The organism is Cellulosimicrobium marinum (assembly GCF_020551945.1).
Taxonomy (GTDB): Bacteria; Actinomycetota; Actinomycetes; order Actinomycetales; family Cellulomonadaceae; genus Cellulosimicrobium; species Cellulosimicrobium marinum.
The window spans coordinates 557299-576377 of record NZ_JAJBZH010000003.1 but is presented as its reverse complement, the minus strand read 5'-3'; the positions used below and the strand labels follow the sequence as shown (position 1 = coordinate 576377).

At 75.1% G+C, this 19079-nt stretch carries 10 protein-coding genes; all 10 read left to right on the top strand.

Going from position 1 to position 19079, the window contains the following annotated elements; translation table 11 throughout:
* Positions 1 to 32 precede the first annotated feature (32 nt).
* The 10 genes from LGQ04_RS09790 to LGQ04_RS09735 all read left to right on the top strand — a co-directional run bounded on the left by LGQ04_RS09790 (position 33) and on the right by LGQ04_RS09735 (position 19057).
* The gene (locus LGQ04_RS09790) at positions 33 to 1037 is read left to right on the top strand and encodes a polyprenyl synthetase family protein (protein WP_229243480.1); all 1005 of its coding nucleotides are present in this window, start codon (positions 33 to 35) and stop codon (positions 1035 to 1037) included.
* Between the two features lie 408 nt (positions 1038 to 1445).
* Positions 1446 to 7457: an Ig-like domain-containing protein gene (locus LGQ04_RS17410; protein ID WP_308016385.1), complete on the top strand. Its 6012-nt coding sequence runs from the start codon at positions 1446 to 1448 to the stop codon at positions 7455 to 7457.
* A gap of 43 nt (positions 7458 to 7500) precedes the next feature.
* Entirely contained in the window at positions 7501 to 8475 is a 975-nt protein-coding gene (locus LGQ04_RS09775) for an AAA family ATPase (RefSeq protein ID WP_229243478.1), read from the top strand.
* Between the two features lie 43 nt (positions 8476 to 8518).
* Positions 8519 to 9811, top strand: coding sequence for a DUF58 domain-containing protein (locus LGQ04_RS09770; protein WP_229243477.1), 1293 nt, complete (start codon positions 8519 to 8521; stop codon positions 9809 to 9811).
* Positions 9811 to 12303 carry a transglutaminase-like domain-containing protein gene (locus tag LGQ04_RS09765; protein WP_229243476.1) on the top strand — a complete coding sequence of 831 codons (2493 nt, stop codon included), beginning with the start codon at positions 9811 to 9813 and terminating at the stop codon, positions 12301 to 12303. The genes LGQ04_RS09770 and LGQ04_RS09765 overlap by 1 nt, the downstream gene beginning before the upstream one ends.
* Positions 12300 to 13910 (top strand): RDD family protein, encoded by a 1611-nt coding sequence (locus LGQ04_RS17405; RefSeq protein WP_267494619.1) that lies wholly within the window; start codon positions 12300 to 12302, stop codon positions 13908 to 13910. The genes LGQ04_RS09765 and LGQ04_RS17405 overlap by 4 nt, the downstream gene beginning before the upstream one ends.
* On the top strand, positions 13907 to 14761 hold the full coding sequence (locus LGQ04_RS09750) for a PP2C family protein-serine/threonine phosphatase (protein WP_229243475.1): 855 nt from the start codon (positions 13907 to 13909) through the stop codon (positions 14759 to 14761). The genes LGQ04_RS17405 and LGQ04_RS09750 overlap by 4 nt, the downstream gene beginning before the upstream one ends.
* Positions 14758 to 16578 (top strand): FHA domain-containing protein, encoded by a 1821-nt coding sequence (locus tag LGQ04_RS09745; protein ID WP_229243474.1) that lies wholly within the window; start codon positions 14758 to 14760, stop codon positions 16576 to 16578. Before LGQ04_RS09750 ends, LGQ04_RS09745 begins: the two co-directional genes overlap by 4 nt.
* Positions 16575 to 18362 carry a serine/threonine-protein kinase gene (locus LGQ04_RS09740; protein WP_229243473.1) on the top strand — a complete coding sequence of 596 codons (1788 nt, stop codon included), beginning with the start codon at positions 16575 to 16577 and terminating at the stop codon, positions 18360 to 18362. Before LGQ04_RS09745 ends, LGQ04_RS09740 begins: the two co-directional genes overlap by 4 nt.
* Positions 18359 to 19057, top strand: a complete 699-nt coding sequence (locus LGQ04_RS09735; RefSeq protein ID WP_229243472.1) for a hypothetical protein — start codon at positions 18359 to 18361, stop codon at positions 19055 to 19057. Before LGQ04_RS09740 ends, LGQ04_RS09735 begins: the two co-directional genes overlap by 4 nt.
* The last annotated feature ends 22 nt before the right edge of the window (positions 19058 to 19079 follow it).

Genomic DNA, 19079 nt, shown 5'->3' with positions numbered 1-19079 from the left:
TTCCTGCTGGGCCTCCGGCGCGGTCGGCCCCCGTGACGACGACCGCCATCCCGATCTCCGACCCGGAGCTCGCCGCGCTGCTCACGCAGCGTCTCGCGAGCGTCGAGACCCGCCTGCGGGACGCCGTCGCGCACGCGGACCCTCTCGCCGACACGGCCTCGCGCCACCTGGTCAACGCGGGCGGCAAGCGGCTGCGTCCGCTGCTCACGCTGCTCGCCGCGGAGCTCGGGGACGGCGGGCGCCCGGAGGTCGAGGAGGCGGCCGTGGTCGTCGAGCTCACGCACCTCGCGTCGCTCTACCACGACGACGTCATGGACTCCGCGCCCGTGCGGCGCGGCGCTCCCTCGGCGCACTCCGTGTTCGGCAACTCTGTGGCGATCATGGTCGGCGACCTGCTGTTCGCGCGGGCGGCGTCGACCGTCGCGGCGCTCGGGCCGGAGGCCGTCCTCATCCAGGCCGGCACGTTCGAGCGTCTGTGCCTGGGGCAGCTCCACGAGACCACGGGCCCGGGGGAGGGCGAGGACCCCGTCGCGCACTACCTCCAGGTCCTCGCGGACAAGACCGCGTCGCTGCTGTCCACGTCCGCGCGCCTGGGGTCGATGTTCGCGGGCTGCGACCGCGGGGTCGTCGACACGGTCGCCGCGTACGGCGAGAAGCTCGGCGTGGCCTTCCAGCTCGCCGACGACGTGCTCGACCTCGCGTCGTCGGGCGACGAGTCGGGCAAGACGCCGGGCACGGATCTGCGTGAGCGCGTCCCCACGATGCCCGTGCTGCTCCTGCGGGCGCGCGTCGTGGACGGCAGCGCGACGGCGGCGGACGTCGAGCTGGTCCGCCTCCTCGACTCGGACCTCTCGGACGACGCCGCGCTCGCGGACGCCGTCGCGGCGCTGCGCCGGCACGACGTGCTCGCCGAGACGCGCGCGCTGGCCGTGCGGTGGGCCCGGGACGCGGCGGGCGAGCTCGACTCGCTCCCGGACGGTCCGGTGACGGCGGCGCTGCGGTCGTTCGCGCAGGCCCTGGCAGACCGCGCCGCCTGAGGTCCCGGGCCGGCCGGGCGCCGTCGGGCACCCCGGCCTGCGGGTGAATCCTGCGCGACCCCCGCGGGCGTTCCCCGAGGCCACACGCCTCGCCTCCGCGATGGTGGCCCCGGGCATCGATGACCAGGGCAGACGTGCGTCGCCGACCCGTCCCGACGGGGGTGGTCCGTCCTGCTGCCCGGACCGAGACCGAGACCCTGCGGACGTCCGGGGCAGTTCTCCCCATGGGACGGGGGGACGGAACCGGCCGATCGGCGGTTATCCTCGTGTGCGCGATCGGTGCGGGGCCCGGCGAGAACGGTGATCGGCGGGGGCGGGGGCACGGCCGGTCGCCACCTGACCCGGCAACTCGGAGGACCTGTGGGCTTCTTGTCGCGCCTCAACGACAACCGCCGCACCGTCGCGTCGGTGAGCACCGTGTCGGTGTTCTCCACCGCGGTCGCCGGCCTCGCGCTCTTCTACCAGGGCGAGGCCACGGCGGACGTGGAGCTCAACGACTCCGGCGTCTGGGTGACGAAGACGTCCGCCGGCCTGGTCGGGCGCTTCAACTCCGAGTCGCAGGCGCTCGACGGGTCGCTCCTCGCGGGCTCCGCGTCGTTCGACGTCCAGCAGGACGCCGGGCAGGTGCTGCTCGACGACGACGGCTCCTCCGCCGCGTCGCCGATCGACGTCGCCCACCTCACCCTCGACGGCCAGGTCCGGCTTCCCGCGGGCGCGGACGTGCGCTCGGGCGGCGGCACGACGGCGATCCTCGACGCCGAGGAGGGCCTGCTGTGGGTGCTCCCGTTCGACGGCGCGACCGCGTTCGACGCGGAGGAGACGGAGCCGGTCGCCGAGATCGACGGCGGTGGCGCGCTCGCCGTCGCCCATGACGGCACGGTCTTCGTCGCGTCGCCCACGGCGGGCGAGCTGGTCACCGTGCGCACGGACGCGGGCGTCCCCGAGGGCGACGCGTCGCGCGACGCTCTCACGGTCGAGCCCAGTGCGGACCTCGAGGTGACGGCGGTCGGGGACGAGCCCGTGGTGCTCGACCGGTCCGGCGGGCGCCTCGTGCTGCCCGGCGGCGAGTCCGTGGTCCTCGACGGGGCGGAGGGCGCGCGGCTCCAGCAGCCGTCGGCGTCCTCCGACGTCGTCGTCCTCGCGACGGGGTCGGGCCTCGTCTCCCAGCCGCTCGGCGGCGGCGACGCCACGACGCGCAGCGCTCAGGGCACCGCCAACCCGCCCGTGCAGCTCGACGACTGCACCTACGGGGCGTGGTCGTCCACCGGCCAGGTCATCCGCGACTGCGCGGGCACGGACCGCGACGTCGACAGGACGCTGGAGGGGCTGGACCCGCAGGCGCGGCTGGAGTACCGGGTGAACCGGCACGTGGTCGTCCTCAACGACCTCGCGGCCGGCACGGTGTGGATGGCCGCGGACGAGTACCAGAAGGTCGACGACTGGGACGTGCAGCTCCCGGAGGAGGCGGAGGGCGAGGAGTCGGACGCCGAGCTGACGAACCCCGAGCAGGTGGACCAGTTCATCGCGGACCGGTCGCAGCCGAACAAGCCCCCGCAGCCGAAGGACGACGTGCTCGGCGTGCGGCCCGGGCGGTCGACGATCCTGCCGGTGCTCGCGAACGACGTCGACCCGGACGGCGACGTCATGACGGCGACGGTGCTGGGCGAGGGCCCGGACGAGGTCGAGGTGCAGGAGGTGCTCGGCGGCGCCGCGCTGCAGGCGGTGGTCCCGCAGGACGCCGAGGGCACGGTGGGCTTCCGCTACGCGGTGTCCGACGGGCGCGGCGGCGTGGCCGAGGCGTCGGTGTCGCTGAACGTCTCGCCGTGGGGCGAGAACGAGGTCCCCGAGCAGACGGGCGACCCGGTGCTCAGGGTCGCGCAGGGCGGCACCGCCTCGATCAAGGTGCTGCCGTTCTTCAAGGACCCCGACGGCGACGACCTCTACCTCGCCGCCGCGACGGCGACGTCCGCGGGCGACGACGTGCGCTCGCGTCCCGACGGGACGGTCGAGTTCCGCGACGCGGGCGGGTCGACGGGCCGCAAGATCGTGACGCTGGCGGTCGCGGACGGTCAGGGCGGTCTCGCCGAGGGCAAGCTCCTCGTGGACGTCGTCGCGTCGGACCAGCCGCCCGTCCCGGTGAGCGACCACGTCGTGGTGCTGGCCGGCCAGCCGGTGACCGTGGAGCCGCTGCGCAACGACTCCGACCCGGACGGCGACGACCTGCGCCTGGCCTCCGTCTCGGAGTCGGCGCCCGCCGAGATCACGGCGAACTACGACGCGGGCACGTTCCAGTTCCTGTCGAACGAGCCCCGCTCCTACGACCTCGTGTACGAGGTGACCGACGGGCCGCACCTCGCCCGTGGCCTCGTGCGCGTCGACGTCGTGATGCCGCCCGAGCACGGCGGCGCGCCCGTCGTCGTCACCGACACGGCGATGCTGCCCACCGGCGGCAAGACGCTCGTGGACGTGCTGGCGAACGACACGGACCCGGCGGGCGGGGTGCTCGTGGTGCAGTCGGTGAGCGTGCCGGACGACGCGGGGGTGTCGGTGGCGGTGCTGGCGCACCAGATGCTGCGGATCACCGAGCTGCGTGCGCTGGACGGTCCGGTGACGGTCGAGTACACGGTGTCGAACGGGACGGCGACCTCGGTGGGTCAGGTCCGTGTCGTGCCGGTGCCCGCACCGTCGGAGCTGCGGCCGCCGAACGCGGCGCCGGACGAGGTGACGGTGCACGCGGGGGACGTGGTGACGGTCCCGGTGCTGAGGAACGACACGCACCCGGACGGGTTGGAGCTGTTCGTGCAGCCCGAGCTGGAGCAGGGTGTGGACGGCGAGCTGGGTGAGGCGTTCGTGTCCGAGGACACGGTGCGGTTCAGGGCCGGGTCGCAGGCGGGCACGGCGTACGCGATCTACCGGGTGCGGGACACCAACGGGCAGGAGGACTCGGCCCAGGTCACGATCCGGATCCGGGACGGGCAGGACAACGCCCCGCCGGTGCCGCGCGACGTGGAGGCCCGGGTGCTGTCCGGGGGCAGCGTGCGGGTGGACGTGCCGCTGGACGGCATCGACCCCGACGGCGACTCCGTCCAGCTCACGGGCGTCGCGTCCCCGGCCTCGAAGGGCACGGCGCAGGTGGTCGACGGGTTCCTGGAGTACACGGCGTCGAAGAACTCGGTCGGTCTGGACACGTTCACCTACGCGGTGCTCGACGCGCGCGGGGAGACCGCGACGGGCACGGTGCGGGTGGGGATCTCGCGTCCGGGTGAGACGAACCAGGCGCCGGTCGCGGTCGACGACGAGGTCACGGTGCGCGGGGGTCGCACGGTCGCGGTCGCGGCGCTGGTCAACGATACCGACCCGGACGGGGACCAGATCGCGCTCGTGCCGTCCGCGGTCGAGGAGAGCCAGGGCATGGACCCGCAGGTCGTGGGGGACCGGGTCGTGATCACCTCGCCGCCGGACGACGGGTCGTACACGTTCTACTACGGCATCCAGGACACCTACGGTGCGCGGGCGACGGGCGCGATCACGGTGCAGGTCGCGGCCGACGCCCCGCTGCTGCCGCCGGTCGCGCGTGACGACGCGGTCCAGGTCGAGGACATCCTCGGTACGACCGAGGTCACCGTCCCGGTGCTCGACAACGACGACGACCCCGACGGCGCCGCGAGCGAGCTCGAGGTCGGCGTGGAGTCGCAGACCGCGACGGTCGACGACGACGGCGACCTCGTCGTCACGCTCACCGAGCGGCGCCAGGTCGTCACCTACACGGTCACCGACCCGGACGGCCTCACGGCGAAGGCGTTCGTCAAGGTCCCCGGTCTCACCGACCAGGCCCCGACGCTGCGCCCGGGCATCACGCCGCTCGAGGTGCACAGCGGGGAGCCGCTCGACATCGACATCACGGACCACGTGCTCGTCGTCGAGGGACGCACCCCGCGCCTGACGTCCGAGGACAAGGTCACGGCGCTGGAGGGGGCCCGCGAGGTCACGTCGGCGACGGAGATCACGTACACGTCGGACGCGGGGTACGTGGGGCCCGCGTCGGTGACGTTCGAGGTGACCGACGGCTCCGGCCCGGACGACCCGGACGGCAGCACGGCACTCCTCACGGTCCCCATCACCGTGCTCCCGCCGGAGAACCTGCCGCCGGAGCTCGTGGGCACCCCGACGCTCGACGTGGCGGCGGGCGAGGAGGCGTCGGTCGACCTCGCGCGCTTCGCGACCGACCCCGACGAGGACCCCCTCACGTTCTCGGTGGGCGGGAGCCCCGAGGGCATCACGCTCTCCCTCGAGGGCAGCACGCTGCACGCCCAGGCGACCCCCGACACCCCCAAGGGCACGGTGGTCGAGGTGCCTCTCACGGTCACGGACGGCGAGCACCCGCCCGTCGACGGGGCCGCGACGCTCACCGTCGTCGCCTCGACCCGGCCGCTCGCGCGCGCCGTCGACGACAGCGTGGAGGACGCCCACCAGGGCCGCGCGGAGTCGGTGGACGTGCTCGCGAACGACTCCAACCCGTTCCCCGAGGGTGAGCTGACCGTCCTCGACGCTCTCATCGAGACGGGGCGCGGCGCGCCGCCCGTCGTGCGCGGCGGGACGGTCGAGGTCACCCCCGCCGACGACTTCGTCGGTGTCATGGTGGTGCGCTACCGCATCCAGGACGCGACGAAGGACCCCGACCGCGAGGTCGAGGGACGCGTCCACCTCACCGTGCTCGGCAAGCCCGAGGCACCCACCACCCCGCAGGTCGTCGAGGTCCGCTCCGAGACCGTCGTGCTCACCTGGGACCCGCCGAACAACAACGGCGCCGAGATCACCGGCTACACCGTGCGCTCCCAGAACGGCTACGAGAAGGCCTGCGGCACCACCACCTGCACCCTCGACGGACTGACCAACGACGTCGAGTACACCTTCACCGTGTTCGCGACCAACGACGTCGGCGACGGCCCCGCCTCCCCGCCGTCGGAGATCGCACGACCCGACGAGAAGCCCGACCCGCCCGCCGCACCCACCCTCGAGTTCGGCGACGAGTCCCTCACCGTCACCTGGACCAACGCGACCTACACCGACCGCTCCGCGATCCGCTGCGTGAACCTGCGCATCACCGCGGGCGGCGGCACGGACAAGACGTGCGTCGAGGGGACCACCTACGAGTGGACCGGGCTGAAGAACGGCACGTCGTACCAGGTCCAGGTCCAGGCGGTGAACGACGCGCCGGACCCGTCGGAGTGGGGCGAGCTGTCCGCGGCGGAGATCCCCGCGGGCGTGCCGGACGCGCCGGCCGCGCCGACGGCGGCGCGCACCGAGAGCGCCGTCAACGGCGGCGTCATCGGCGTCACGTGGAGCGTGCCGTTCGAGAACGGCGACGCGGTCTCGACGTACCACCTCCAGCGCTACAAGAACGGCGCGGCCGACGGCGCCCCGGTGACGGTGAAGGGCAAGACGTCGTACTCGGCGACGGGTCTCGACAACGAGGCCAGCTACCACTTCACGGTCGTCGCCGAGAACAAGGCGGGCAAGGGCGCGGCGAGCGCGGCGTCGAACAAGGTCGTCCCGTACGGCAAGCCGGGCGAGCCGGGCAAGCCCTCGGCGTCGCTCATCAACGGCGACACGAGCGGCAAGGCCCGCGTGACGTTCGGCGCTGCCGACGCGAACGGCAACGCCGTCACCTACGACGTCCGGGCGAACGGCTCGGGCGGCTCCACGAAGTCCACGACCGCGACGTCGTACACGTTCACGGGGCTGAGCAACGGCAGCGCCTACACGTTCGACGTGCGCGCGTGCAACGCCGCCGGGTGCTCGGGCTGGACCACGCGGTCCGGCTCCGTGACGCCGTACACGACCCCCGGGTCGCCGGGCGTGAAGTGGAACAAGACGTCCGCGACCGACGGGTACTTCCAGGTGTCCGCGCCCGGGTCCGACGGCGGGAACAAGGCCACCGTCGAGTGGGAGTTCACGCGCGGGCAGTCGGGCAGCGGGAAGGGCACGGGCCGGGTCGACGTCGGTGGCGGGTACTCGAAGACGTACACGCTGCGCGCCCGTGCGTGCAACGACGCCGGGTGCTCGGGCTGGACCAGCGACAGCGGGACGACGGAGGACGAGCCGCCGCCCCCGCAGCCGACCGTGTACAAGCACTCGAACGCCGTCGGAGAGTCCGGCTGCGGCCACAGCTCGTGCCGCTGGCTGGGCCTGCACGCGAACGGCTACTCCGGCACGGTGAAGTACCAGTGCTGGGCGTCCGACGGCGGGTGGCACATGTTCTCGCCTTCCTCGTACTGGGTGGGCCAGGGCACCACCTGGTGGTCGGCCACCCTGACCGGCAGCAACAGCGTCCGCCTGCAGTGCTACTACGGCGCGCCCGGCCAGCAGGTGCAGATCCGGTTCCAGAGCGGACCGAGCACGACGGGCATGACCTGGTAGCCGGCGACCGCCACACCACGACCTCAGGAGAGACGGAACACCCATGAGCACGATGACCCCGGAGCAGGCCGCCTGGTTCGCTCAGACCTTCGACCGCCTCGTCGGCAACGTCGGCCAGGCGGTGCTGGGCAAGGCGCACGTCGTGCGCCTGACGCTCACCTGCATGCTGTCCGAGGGGCACATCCTCCTCGAGGACGCGCCGGGCACGGGCAAGACGTCGCTCGCGCGCGCCCTCGCCGCGAGCGTGCAGGGCACGAACAGCCGCATCCAGTTCACGCCGGACCTGCTGCCGTCCGACGTCACGGGTGTGACGATCTACGACCAGAAGTCGGGCAGGTTCGAGTTCCACCAGGGCCCGATCTTCGCGTCGATCGTCCTCGCCGACGAGATCAACCGTGCCTCGCCGAAGACGCAGTCGGCGCTGCTGGAGGTCATGGAGGAGGGGCGGGTCACCGTCGACGGCGTCGGCCACGACGTCGGCCGGCCGTTCATGGTCATCGCGACGCAGAACCCCATCGAGCAGGCGGGCACGTACCGCCTGCCCGAGGCCCAGCTCGACCGCTTCCTCATGAAGACGTCGCTCGGGTACCCCGACCACGCGTCCACGGTGGAGATCCTGTCCGGTGCGGCCGTGCGCGACCGCAGCAAGACGCTCCAGGCGATCATCACGACCCAGGCGGTCGTGGAGATGTCCGAGCTCGCGGCGCGCGTCCACGTGGACGGCGCCGTCCTGGAGTACATCTCGCGCCTCGCGGAGGAGACGCGCAACGCGCCCGAGGTGCGGGTCGGGGTGTCCGTCCGCGGCGCCCTCGCGCTCGTGCGCTGCGCGAAGGTGTGGGCGGCGGCGCACGGCCGCAACTACGTGCTGCCGGACGACGTCAAGGAGCTCGCGCAGCCGGTGTGGGCGCACCGGTTCGTCCTCGACCCGGAGGCGGAGTTCGCGGGCGCGACGAGCGAGGCCGTGCTGGGCCGCCTCCTCGCCGACGTCGCGGCACCGCAGGAGCGTCGCTCCGCCTGACCCGCCGCTCCGTCCCCGCTGCACCCGTACCGAGAGCAGGACCATGAACGCCTCCCGCCCCCGCTCCGGCGGCGCGACAGCCGGCACCGCGCCGTCGACCGCGCGCGCCGGGCTCCTGCGACCCGTCGGCGACGCCGTGTCGCGCGGCACCGCGTCGGTGCGCCGCGCGCTGCGCCCGCTCGCGCCCGCGACGTCCGCGGTGAGCCCCTTCGGCTGGGTCACGGTCGTCGCGGCCGTCGGGGCCTGGTGGGCCGGCCTGGTGCTGTCGTGGCTGGAGCTCGTCGTCGTCGCGGTCCTGCTCACGGTCGCGCTGCTCGCGGCCGTGGTCTTCGTGCTCGGCCGGTTCCGGTACGGCGTGGTCCTCGACCTGGCGCAGCGGCGCGTGACGGTCGGCGACCGCGCGGTGGGTCGGCTCGACGTGACGAACGCGTCGTCGCGCCCCCTCCTGCCCTCGGTCATGGAGCTGCCGGTCGGCCAGGGCATGGCGACGTTCCCCGTCCCGCGTCTGCGCCCGGGGGCGAACCACGAGGAGATCTTCACGGTCCCGACGAACCGCCGGTCCGTCATCTCGGTGGGTCCGGTTCGCTCCGTGCGGGCCGACCCGCTGGGCCTGTTGCGGCGCGAGGTCGTGTGGACCGAGCCCGAGGAGCTGTTCGTCCACCCGCGCGTGAAGAACCTCACCGGGTCGTCGACCGGGTTCCTCAAGGACCTCGAGGGCCGTGTGACGACGGACATCTCGAACTCCGACGTGTCGTTCCACGCGCTGCGCGATTACGTGCCGGGCGACGACCGGCGCCACATCCACTGGAAGACGACCGCGCGCACGGGCCAGCTCATGGTGCGCCAGTTCGAGGAGACGCGCCGCTCGCACCTCGCGGTGCTGCTGTCGACCCGTGCCGAGGACTACGCGCACGACGACGAGTTCGAGCTCGCCGTGAGCGCGTGCGGCTCCCTCGGGCTGCAGGCCATCAAGGAGGACCGCGGCGTCACGGTGCTCGTCAACGACGGGAACCTGCGCGGCGACCACCGGACCCGCCTCCTCGACGACCTCGCCCGCGTCGACACGAGCGCGCAGCGCGCGACGCTCGTCGACGTGGCCCGCCTCGCGGGCGCGACCATCACCGACGCGTCCGTGGTCGCGTTCGTCGTCGGGTCCCGCGTGACGCCGACCGAGCTGCGCGCCGCGTCCGCGCGTCTGCCGCAGGACGTGCGGGTCATGGCGATCCAGTGCGTCCCCGGCGCGTCGCTGAGCCGGCACGCGATCGCCGAGCTCGTGGTCCTGACGATCGGGGAGCTCGGGGAGCTCCCGCTCGCCCTGCGGAGGCTGAACGACTGATGAGCGCCCCCAGCACCACGACGCGCGGCTCGCGCCGCGTCCCCGCGGGCACCGCGGCCGCCCCCTCGTCGGGGACGTCGCGCCGCGGCACCACCCGGCTGCGCGGCGCCGAGCGGCCCCGCGCGCTGACCGTGGCGGGCGCCGTCGACGCCGCCGCCCTCCTCGTCGTCCTCGGTGCGACGATCGTCGGCCTCGGCCCCGTCTGGGGGTCGACGGGCTACCTCGTCCCGGCCGTCGGGGGTGCCGTGGTGGGCCTCGCGGTCGCGTGGCTCGGCGCATGGCGCCGCTGGCCCGCGGTCACCGTCCTCGCGGTCGCCGTCCTCGCCTACGTGCTGTTCGGCGGTGCGCTGGCGCTGCCCGCGGACGCGATCGGCGGCGTCGTGCCGTCCCTGACGACCGTCCAGGACCTGCTGCTCGGCGCGGTGACCGGGTGGAAGGAGTTCGTGACCACGGTCCCGCCGCTCCACTCGTTCCCGGACCTCGCGGTCGTCCCGTACCTCCTCCTGCTCGTGACCGCGCTCGTCGCCGGGTCGGTCGCGTGGCGTGCGAAGCACGCGGCCTGGGCGCTCGTGCCCGTCCTCGTGGCGTTCGTCGGCGTCATCCTCCTCGGCACGGTGATCGCGGCCGCGCCCGTGGCGCAGGGCCTCGTGCTCGGCGTCGTCGGCCTGCTCTGGGCGAGCTGGCGGGTCACCGCCGCGCGGATGGGCGCCCACCAGGTCACCACGGAGGCGAGCCGGGCCGCGACGCGCCGCCTGTGGTGGCACCGGGTCCGCACGGGCGCGGCGATGCTCGCCGTCGGCGGCGTGGCGGCCGCGTTCGCCGGGCCGGCGCTCCTGCCGGACGAGCCGCGGACGGTCCTGCGCGAGACCGTCGTCCCGCCGCTCGACCTGCACGAGTACGTCAGCCCGCTCACCGGGTTCCGCAAGTACGCCAAGGACCTCGACGAGGCGGAGCTGTTCACCGTCCGCGGGCTGCCCGCGGGCACGAAGGTGCGCCTCGCCACGCTCGACGCGTACAACGGCGTCGTGTACGACGCGTCCAGCGGCCTGCCCGGCTCCGGCGTGTACACGAGGGCGGGCGACGAGATCGCGACCGTGGCCACGGGCACGCCGACGACCCTGGAGGTCGAGGTCCGCGACTACGCGGGCGTGTGGGTGCCCGACGCGGGGACCCTCGCCGGCATCACCTACACGTCGGACCGGGCGCGCGAGCTCGCCGAGGGCACGTACTACAACTCCACGACGGGGACGGCGCTCACGACGGCGGGCCTGCAGCCCGGCGACACGTACACGCTCGACACGCTCGTGCGTCCGGAGCCCACGGAGGAGGACCTGCGCGCGGGGGCGATCGACCAGGTCGCCGTGCCGCCCCTGCAGAAGGGCCTGCTGCCCGCGGCGCTCGCCGGCAAGGCTGCGCAGTTCATGGGCGAGGAGACGGACCCGGTGGAGCAGCTCTTCGCGCTGCGCGACGGGCTCGTCGCGAGCGGTGTGTTCTCGAGCGGCCTGGAGAACCAGCCGCCCTCGCGCCCGGGCCACTCGGCCGAGCGCATCGACACCCTGCTCGCCGACGACGAGATGGTGGGCGACGACGAGCAGTTCGCCGTCGCGCTCGCCCTCATGGCGAACCAGGCCGGGATCCCCGCGCGCGTCGTCATGGGCTTCTACCCGGACGAGAAGGACCCGCTGGAGCCGGGTGAGCCGTTCACGGCCACCGGGGGCGACGTCCACGCGTGGGCCGAGGTGCCGTTCGTGGGCTACGGGTGGGTGCCGGTGACGGCGATCCCCGACGAGGACAACAAGATCGAGCCGGAGCCGAAGAGCCTCCAGGTGCCCAAGCCGCCCGTCCTCGAGGACCCGGAGCCGCCGGAGGAGCCCGCCGAGGCGGAGGCCGGGAAGGTCGACGACGAGGACGACGAGAAGGCCGACAGCGAGCGGTTCGACTGGGGCACGGTCGTGCTCGTCGGCGTCGCCGTCGCCGTGCCGCTGCTGCTCCTGGCCCTGCCGATCGTGCTCGTCCTCGCGTACAAGGCCCGACGCCGCGCCCGTCGCCGGGCGGCGGAGCGTCCGGTCGACCGGGTGAGCGGCGGCTGGCGCGAGGTGCTCGACGCCGCGACCGACCTCGGGACGCCCGTGCCGGTGGGCGCGACGCGGCGTGAGGGCGCGGGCGTGATCGCGCAGACGTTCGGCGCGACCACGACGATCCCGCTCGCGCATCGCGCCGACGCGACGGTGTTCGGCGCGGGCGAGCCGACCGAGCAGGAGATCGAGGCGTTCTGGGCCGACGTCGACGGTGTCGTCGGCGGGCTACGCTCCTCCGTGAACCGGCGCGCCCGGCTGCGCGCGGCCCTGTCGCTGCGGTCCGTGCGGGCCGGCCGGACCGCCAGGGCGGGCGGCGGACGGTGGACGTCGTGGTTCCGTCGGCCCCCGACGGCGCCGACCGGGACGGCGGGCCCGACGAGGGGCGCGCCGACGGACGAGGGAGTGGATCGATGACGGACGTGACCTGCGCCGCGTGCGGTTCCGCGCAGTCGGCGGGATCGGCGTTCTGCGCCGTGTGCGGGCAGCCGTTCCCCCGGACGGGTCGGCCGCTCGCGGCGCCGCCGTCGGGGCCGCTCGGTGGCGTGCAGGCCGCAGCGAGCGGCGGCGTGTGGCAGGGCGCACCGGCGGGCGTCGCCGACGTGACGACGGAGCCCGAGGTGTACGCCGCGACGCAGAAGGCGGCGCTGCCCGCCCCGGTCGCGGGCGCACCGGCGCTCGCCGCGGCGCCGTTCGCGGGGGTGGGCCGCCGCGTGCTGGCCTTCGTCGTCGACGCGGGGGCGGTCGGCGTGCTCGCCGCGATCGTCCTGGTGGTCGGCGTCGCGGTCGTCGGCGTCCCGCTGACGGGCGCACCGCGGCAGGTGACCCCCGAGGAGGCGTCCGCCATCCTCGGCCAGCTCCTCGTCGTCTACGCGCTGGCCGGTGTCCTCGTGCTCGCGTGGTGGCTCGGCATCGCGTTCTGGGAAGGACGCACGGGCAAGACCCTCGGCAACCTTGCGACGGGGATCCGCACGCTCGACCTGACCACGCGCACGCCCGTCGGCTTCGGCCGGGCGCTCGTGCGCTGGCTCGTCGTCGCGGCGGGCGGCCTCGTCGTCGTGGGGCAGTGGCTGGTCGTCGCGAGCCCGGCGTTCGACTCCTCGGGCCGCCGTCAGGGCTGGCACGACAAGGCGGCACGCGCGGTCGTCGTCGACGCGCGGGGCACCTCCGCACCCGCCCGGCACGACGGCGTCGCCTCGCTCGTGCCGCCGGCCTCCTCGGCACCGGGCTACCCCTCGGCACCGGGCTACCCCTCGTCGGCGGGCCAGCCCGGACCGGCGGGGTACGCCCCGCCCTCGGCCCCTGCGGCGGCCGGCGCTCCCGCGCCCGGCGGCTACGCGCCGTCGACCCCGGCACCGCGTCCCGTGGACCCGGCGGCCTTCGCCCCGCCCGCCGCGGCACCGGGCACCGCGGCCCCGTCCGCTCCGCTGCCGGACCCGTGGGCCTTCCCGTCGGCGCCCGCCGGGCCGGGCGGGGGCGGCGGTCTGATCACCGGCGTGCCCGGGTCCGCGCCCGCGGCCCCGGCCGCTCCGACCCCGGCTCCGACCCCCGCCCCGGCCCCGGCCCCGGCCCCGGCCCCGGCCCCGGCCCCGGCCCCGGTCGCCGCGCAGCCCGCGGCCGAGCCGGAGGACCCCGAGTGGGACAGCACGCGCATGAGCGTGGCGGAGGCCCGTGCGATGGACCCGGCGCCCGTCGTCACGGTCGTCCTGGAGCTCGAGTCCGGCGAGCGCCGCGTCGTCGACGGGCCCGCGCTCGTCGGACGCAACCCGCAGGCCCCCGACGCCGGGTGGATCCTCGTGCCGGTCGCCGACCCGACACGGTCCGTGTCCAAGACGCACGCCGAGCTGGGGGTCGACCCGGGCGGCCTGTGGCTCACGGACAGGGGCTCGACGAACGGCACGGTGGTGTCCGCGCCGGGCGCGCCGCCGCGCGTGGCCGAGCCGGGGGCGCGGGTCCGCGTCCCCGTGGGGGCCACGATCCACGTCGGCGACCGCCGGCTCGTCGTGCACCCGGGGGCCGCGTGAACGGCCCGGAGACCGAGGTGCACCTCTCCTGGGGCGCGGCGTCGCACCGCGGCGCCCGACGTCAGCTCAACGAGGACCGCTTCCTCGTGTCGCGCTCGGTCTTCCTCGTCGCCGACGGCATGGGGGGCCACGACGCAGGCGAGGTCGCCAGCGCCACCGCCATCGCGGCGCTGCGTCCCCTCGCCGACCTCGACGTCGTGCGGCCCGAGGACGTGCGCGCGCGGCTCGTCGCGGCGCAGGACGACGTGCGGGCGATCGTCACCGAGCCCGGCCGCGGCGCAGGCACGACGCTGAGCGGCGTCGCCGTGAGCGAGCAGGACGGCAACCCGTACTGGCTCGTGCTCAACGTGGGCGACTCGCGCACGTACCACCTGTCGGGCGGGCGGCTTGACCAGGTGAGCGTGGACCACTCCGAGGTCCAGGAGATGGTCGACGCCGGTCTGCTCACCGCGGGCGAGGCCCTGACCCACCCGCGTCGCCACGTGGTGACCCGGGCCCTGGGCTCGCGCAACGAGCCGCAGCCCGACTTCTGGTACGTGCCGATCGAGAGCCACGACCGTGTCCTCGTCTGCTCCGACGGGCTCACGGGCGAGCTGTCCGACGAGCGGATCGCGGAGATCCTGCTCGAGCACCCGGACCCGCAGAGCGCCGCCGAACGGCTGGTGCACGAGGCAATCGTCGCCGGGGGCCGGGATAACATCACTGTCGTCGTCGTGGACGCCACGGGCGTCCAGGACGATACGGGCGCCGGGAGCACCGCTCCGCGCGACCGGCTGCCCGCGACGGACTCGACGATCGACGACGACACCCTGCCCAGGGAGGTCCGACTGCAGATGGGGGGCTTGACGTGACGCTGCGCTACGTCGCGGGGGACGCCCACGTCCTGGTCCGAGGGGGTGCCGCGGTCGTCCTGCCGGGCGGCGCCGACACCGCCCTCGTGGACCAGGTCTGGGACCAGCTCGGCACGGACCCGGGGGTGGTGGAGGTCCTCCAGGTCCTCACGGGCGCCTTCGGGTCGAGCCTGCGGACCATCCCCCCGTTCGCGGTCGCGGTGGTCACCGGGCGACGCGCCCACGTCGCGGTCCGCGGCGCGGTGGGCGTGACCCTCGAGGTCGAGGACGGGCAGCGCCTCCACGTGGACGGCGAGCACGTCACCACGTGGTCCGAGCGCGTCGTGGACGACGTCGTGGAGCTCCTCGTGCGCACGGCGACCGACCCGCTCGACGTGCCCGCCGGGACGACCCTCCTGGGCGACGCGCCCTCGCTCCCGCTGACGTCCGCCGTCGTGCTCGCGGACGCCGTCGCGTGGCAGCTCGCCCCGCGGCCGGAGCCGGTCACCGTCGGGCCCGCGGGCTCGACCGCCGAGCCGACCGAGGAGCCGACCGAGGAGCCGACCGAGGAGCCGAGCGAGGAGCGGACCGCCGAGCCCGTGGAGGCGTCACCGTCGCCCGCCGTGGTGCCGCTCGGGGCGACCCTGCGGCCGTCCGAGGAGACGATCGCCCCGGGGCCGGAGGGCCAGACCTTCGCCGCCTCGCCCCCGCCGCCCGTCGACGAGCTGGACGTGCCGCCGGTCGCGGCCGACGACTACGCGCACCTGTGGGGCTCGACCGTGATGCGGACCGTCGAGGACGCCGCGGTGCGGGCGGAGGAGCCGGACGAGGACGAGCACGGCGACGAGGCCGCGGCGGGGCCGGTCCCGCCGGTCCCCGCCCCGCCCGCCCCGCCGACGCCGCCGTCTCCCGGGGCCGCGGCCGGGTCGGACGGCCTCATCGCGGGCGTGCCGCGCGAGTGGACGGGGGCGACGCCGGCCGCGGCCCACCGTGCCGCCGGCGTGGACGACGACCTCTCGTCCGTGCTCGACGCCGGGCACGACGTGGGTGCGGGCCAGCAGCCGGGACAGCGGCCGGGACAGCAGCCGGGACAGGACGCGGGCGGGCTCGACCACGACGGCCACACCGTCCTGTCCTCGGCCATCGCGGACCTGCGCGCCGCCGCCGAGCAGCCCGGCGCGGGGCCGACCGCGGACGACGCCTCCGGCGAGCCGTCCGGCACGGCACCGACCGACCCCTCGCCGTACGACTCCGCCCAGGACGACTCGGCACGGCTCGACGCCGCGCCGGACCACAGCGCTCCGTACGCGGTCTCCGGGACGGGTGCCGTGGCGACGCCCGCACCCGGGACGCCCTCGTTCGAGACGCCGCCCGGTCCGGGCCAGCGGATCCTCGCGCGCACGTGCGCGCAGGGCCACGCCAACCCGCCGTCGCGCGAGGCGTGCGCGCTGTGCGGCGCACCGCTCGAGGGCGACGCCGCGCTCGCCCTGCGCCCGCCGCTCGGTCGGGTCACCGTCTCCACGGGCCAGACCGTCGACCTCGACCGCGGGGTCGTGGTGGGGCGCCGCCCGCGGACGCCGCGCACGCAGGCCGCGGACCTCCCGCGGCTCGTGACCGTCCCCAGCCCGCAGCAGGACATCTCGCGCTCCCACCTGGAGATCACGCTCGAGGGCTGGCACGTGCTCGTGAGCGACATGGCGACGACCAACGGGACGACGCTCCTGCGCGCCGGCCAGCCCCCGCGCCGCCTGCACCCGTCGGAGCCGGTGCTCGTGGTCGACGGCGACGTCGCCGACCTGGGCGACGGCGTGACCCTGACGTTCGAGGGGATTCGGTGAGCACGAAGCGCGCTCCCTCGCCGCCGCCGGAGATCCAGGGGTTCGAGTACGTCTCGCTCGTCGGGTCCGGCGGGTTCTCGGACGTCTTCCTCTACCAGCAGCAGCGGCCGCGTCGCCGCGTCGCGGTCAAGGTCCTCCTGCACGAGTGGTCGAGCCCGTCGCAGCGCGCCGCGTTCGACGCCGAGGCCGACCTCATGGCGACGCTGTCGAACCACCCGTCGATCGTCACCATGTACGAGGCCGACGTCGCGGACGACGGCCGGCCGTACCTCGCGATGGAGTACTGCTCGCGCCCGAACCTGGGCGCGCGCTACCGCACGGAGCGGCTGTCCGTCGCGGAGGCGCTGCGCATCGCCGTGCAGATCGCGGGCGCCGTGGAGACGGCGCACCGCGCGGGCATCCTGCACCGCGACATCAAGCCCGCGAACATCCTCGTCACGGAGTACGGCCACCCCGCGCTCACCGACTTCGGCATCTCCTCCACGGTGGACGACGCCGCGCGCGCCGAGGGCATGTCCATCCCGTGGTCCCCGCCCGAGTCGTTCGCGGAGCCGCCGCGCAGCGGCATCGCCACGGACGTGTGGGCGCTCGCGGCCACGACGTACACGCTGCTCGCCGGCCGGTCGCCGTTCGAGGTGCCGGGCGGGTCGAACTCCAGCGCGAACCTCATCTCCCGGATCGAGTCGTCGCCGCTGCCGCGCACGGGCCGGACCGACGTCCCGGCGTCGCTGGAGCGCGTGCTCGCGACCGCGATGGCGAAGAACCCGGGCGCGCGGTACCCGACGATGCTGGCGTTCGCCCGCGCCCTGCAGCAGGTGCAGAACGAGCTCGCGCTCGCCGTCACCCCGATCGACCTCCTCGACGACTCCGGCCACGTGCAGGAGGAGGAGCCGGACGACGACGGCGGGACCCGGCTGCGCCAGGTCGTGTCGATCGACCCGTCGGGGCCGGGCGGGGGCGCCGCCCCCACGACCGGGGCGCCGCAGCCCGACCCGCGCTGGTCGGTGCCGCACGCGGGTGCGGGCGCCGCGGCGTCGTACGGGCCGGGGGCGTCGGCCGGGCCCGGCTACGGCCAGGGGGTGCCCGCGGCGACCACCGGCACGCCGGGGGCCGCGCCGGCCGCGTGGACCGGCCACGCGCCGTCGGGCACGAGCGGCACCGCCCCGACCTCGGCGCTCGGCCACGCGCCCGTCGTCGAGCTCACCGACCCGTCGCGGGGCGGCGGCCGCCCGGGGGCGTGGGGCGGCGTACCCGTGGAGGACACCGTCCAGCGCACGGTCGGGCCGTCCGGGCCCGGGGACGACGGCGCCGGGGGCGGCGAGCAGACCCCGCGCCGGGGCGTGCTGTGGATCGTGCTGTCGGCCGTGCTCGTCGTCGCCGTCGCGGTCGGCGGTGTGCTCGCGCTCACCCGCGACCGGACCCCGGGCGGGGACGACGCGGAGCCCCCCGACGAGCCGACGAGCACGTCGACGTACACGCCGTCGGACAACCTCGGGGCGCTGGTGCCGCCCGTGAACGACCTCGTGGGCACGTACGACCCCGACCGGGAGGTCGCGACGTTCACCTGGGCGTACGACAGCCCGGACGCGCAGGAGGATGACGGCTTCGCGTGGCGCCGCCTCGACGTGCTGGGCGACGGCCCGTACAAGCGGATCTTCGACCAGGACGAGGTGGAGCTCAGCGCCGACCCGGGCGAGCAGGTGTGCATCGAGGTCGTCGTGGACCGGTCGGGCCGGCAGTCCGCGAGCCCGCAGACCGCGTGCGTCCAGGGGGAGGCGGGATGAGCGAGCTCGCGATCGAGTTCTGCGGGGAGTGGTTCCGCCCGGACGCGGAGGGGGAGCCGTTCGACATCGGGCGCGACGGCGACCTCGCGATCGAGGACAACCCGTACCTGCACCGGCGCTTCCTGCGGGTCTCGCACGAGGGCGGGATCTGGTGGCTGGCGAACGTCGGCACGCTCATCTCGGCGACGGTCTGCGACGCGGGGGGCGGCGTGCAGTCGTGGCTCTCGCCGGGCAACCGGCTGCCCATCGTGTTCCCGACGACGTCGATCGTGTTCACCGCGGGTCCCACGACGTACGAGGTGATCGCGCAGCTCCGGGGCGCGCCGTACCAGGAGATCCGCTCGGAGGACCCCGACTCGGGGGCGACGACGATCGGCATGATCACGTTCACCACGAGCCAGAAGCAGCTCATCGTCGCGCTCGCGGAGCCGATGCTGCGGCGCGACGGCACGGGCCTGTCCGAGATCCCGTCGTCGGCCGCGGCGGCCGCGCGCCTGGGCTGGGCCACGACGCGCTTCAACCGCAAGCTCGACAACGTGTGCGACAAGCTCGACCGCATCGGCGTGAAGGGCCTGCGCGGCGGGCCGGGCGCGCTCGCGACGAACCGCCGTGCCCGCCTGGTCGAGTACGCCGTGGCCTCACGCCTCGTCACCGGTGCCGACCTGCCCCTGCTGGACCTGACCGACGACGGCTGAGCCGCCGGCCGCCCACGACCCC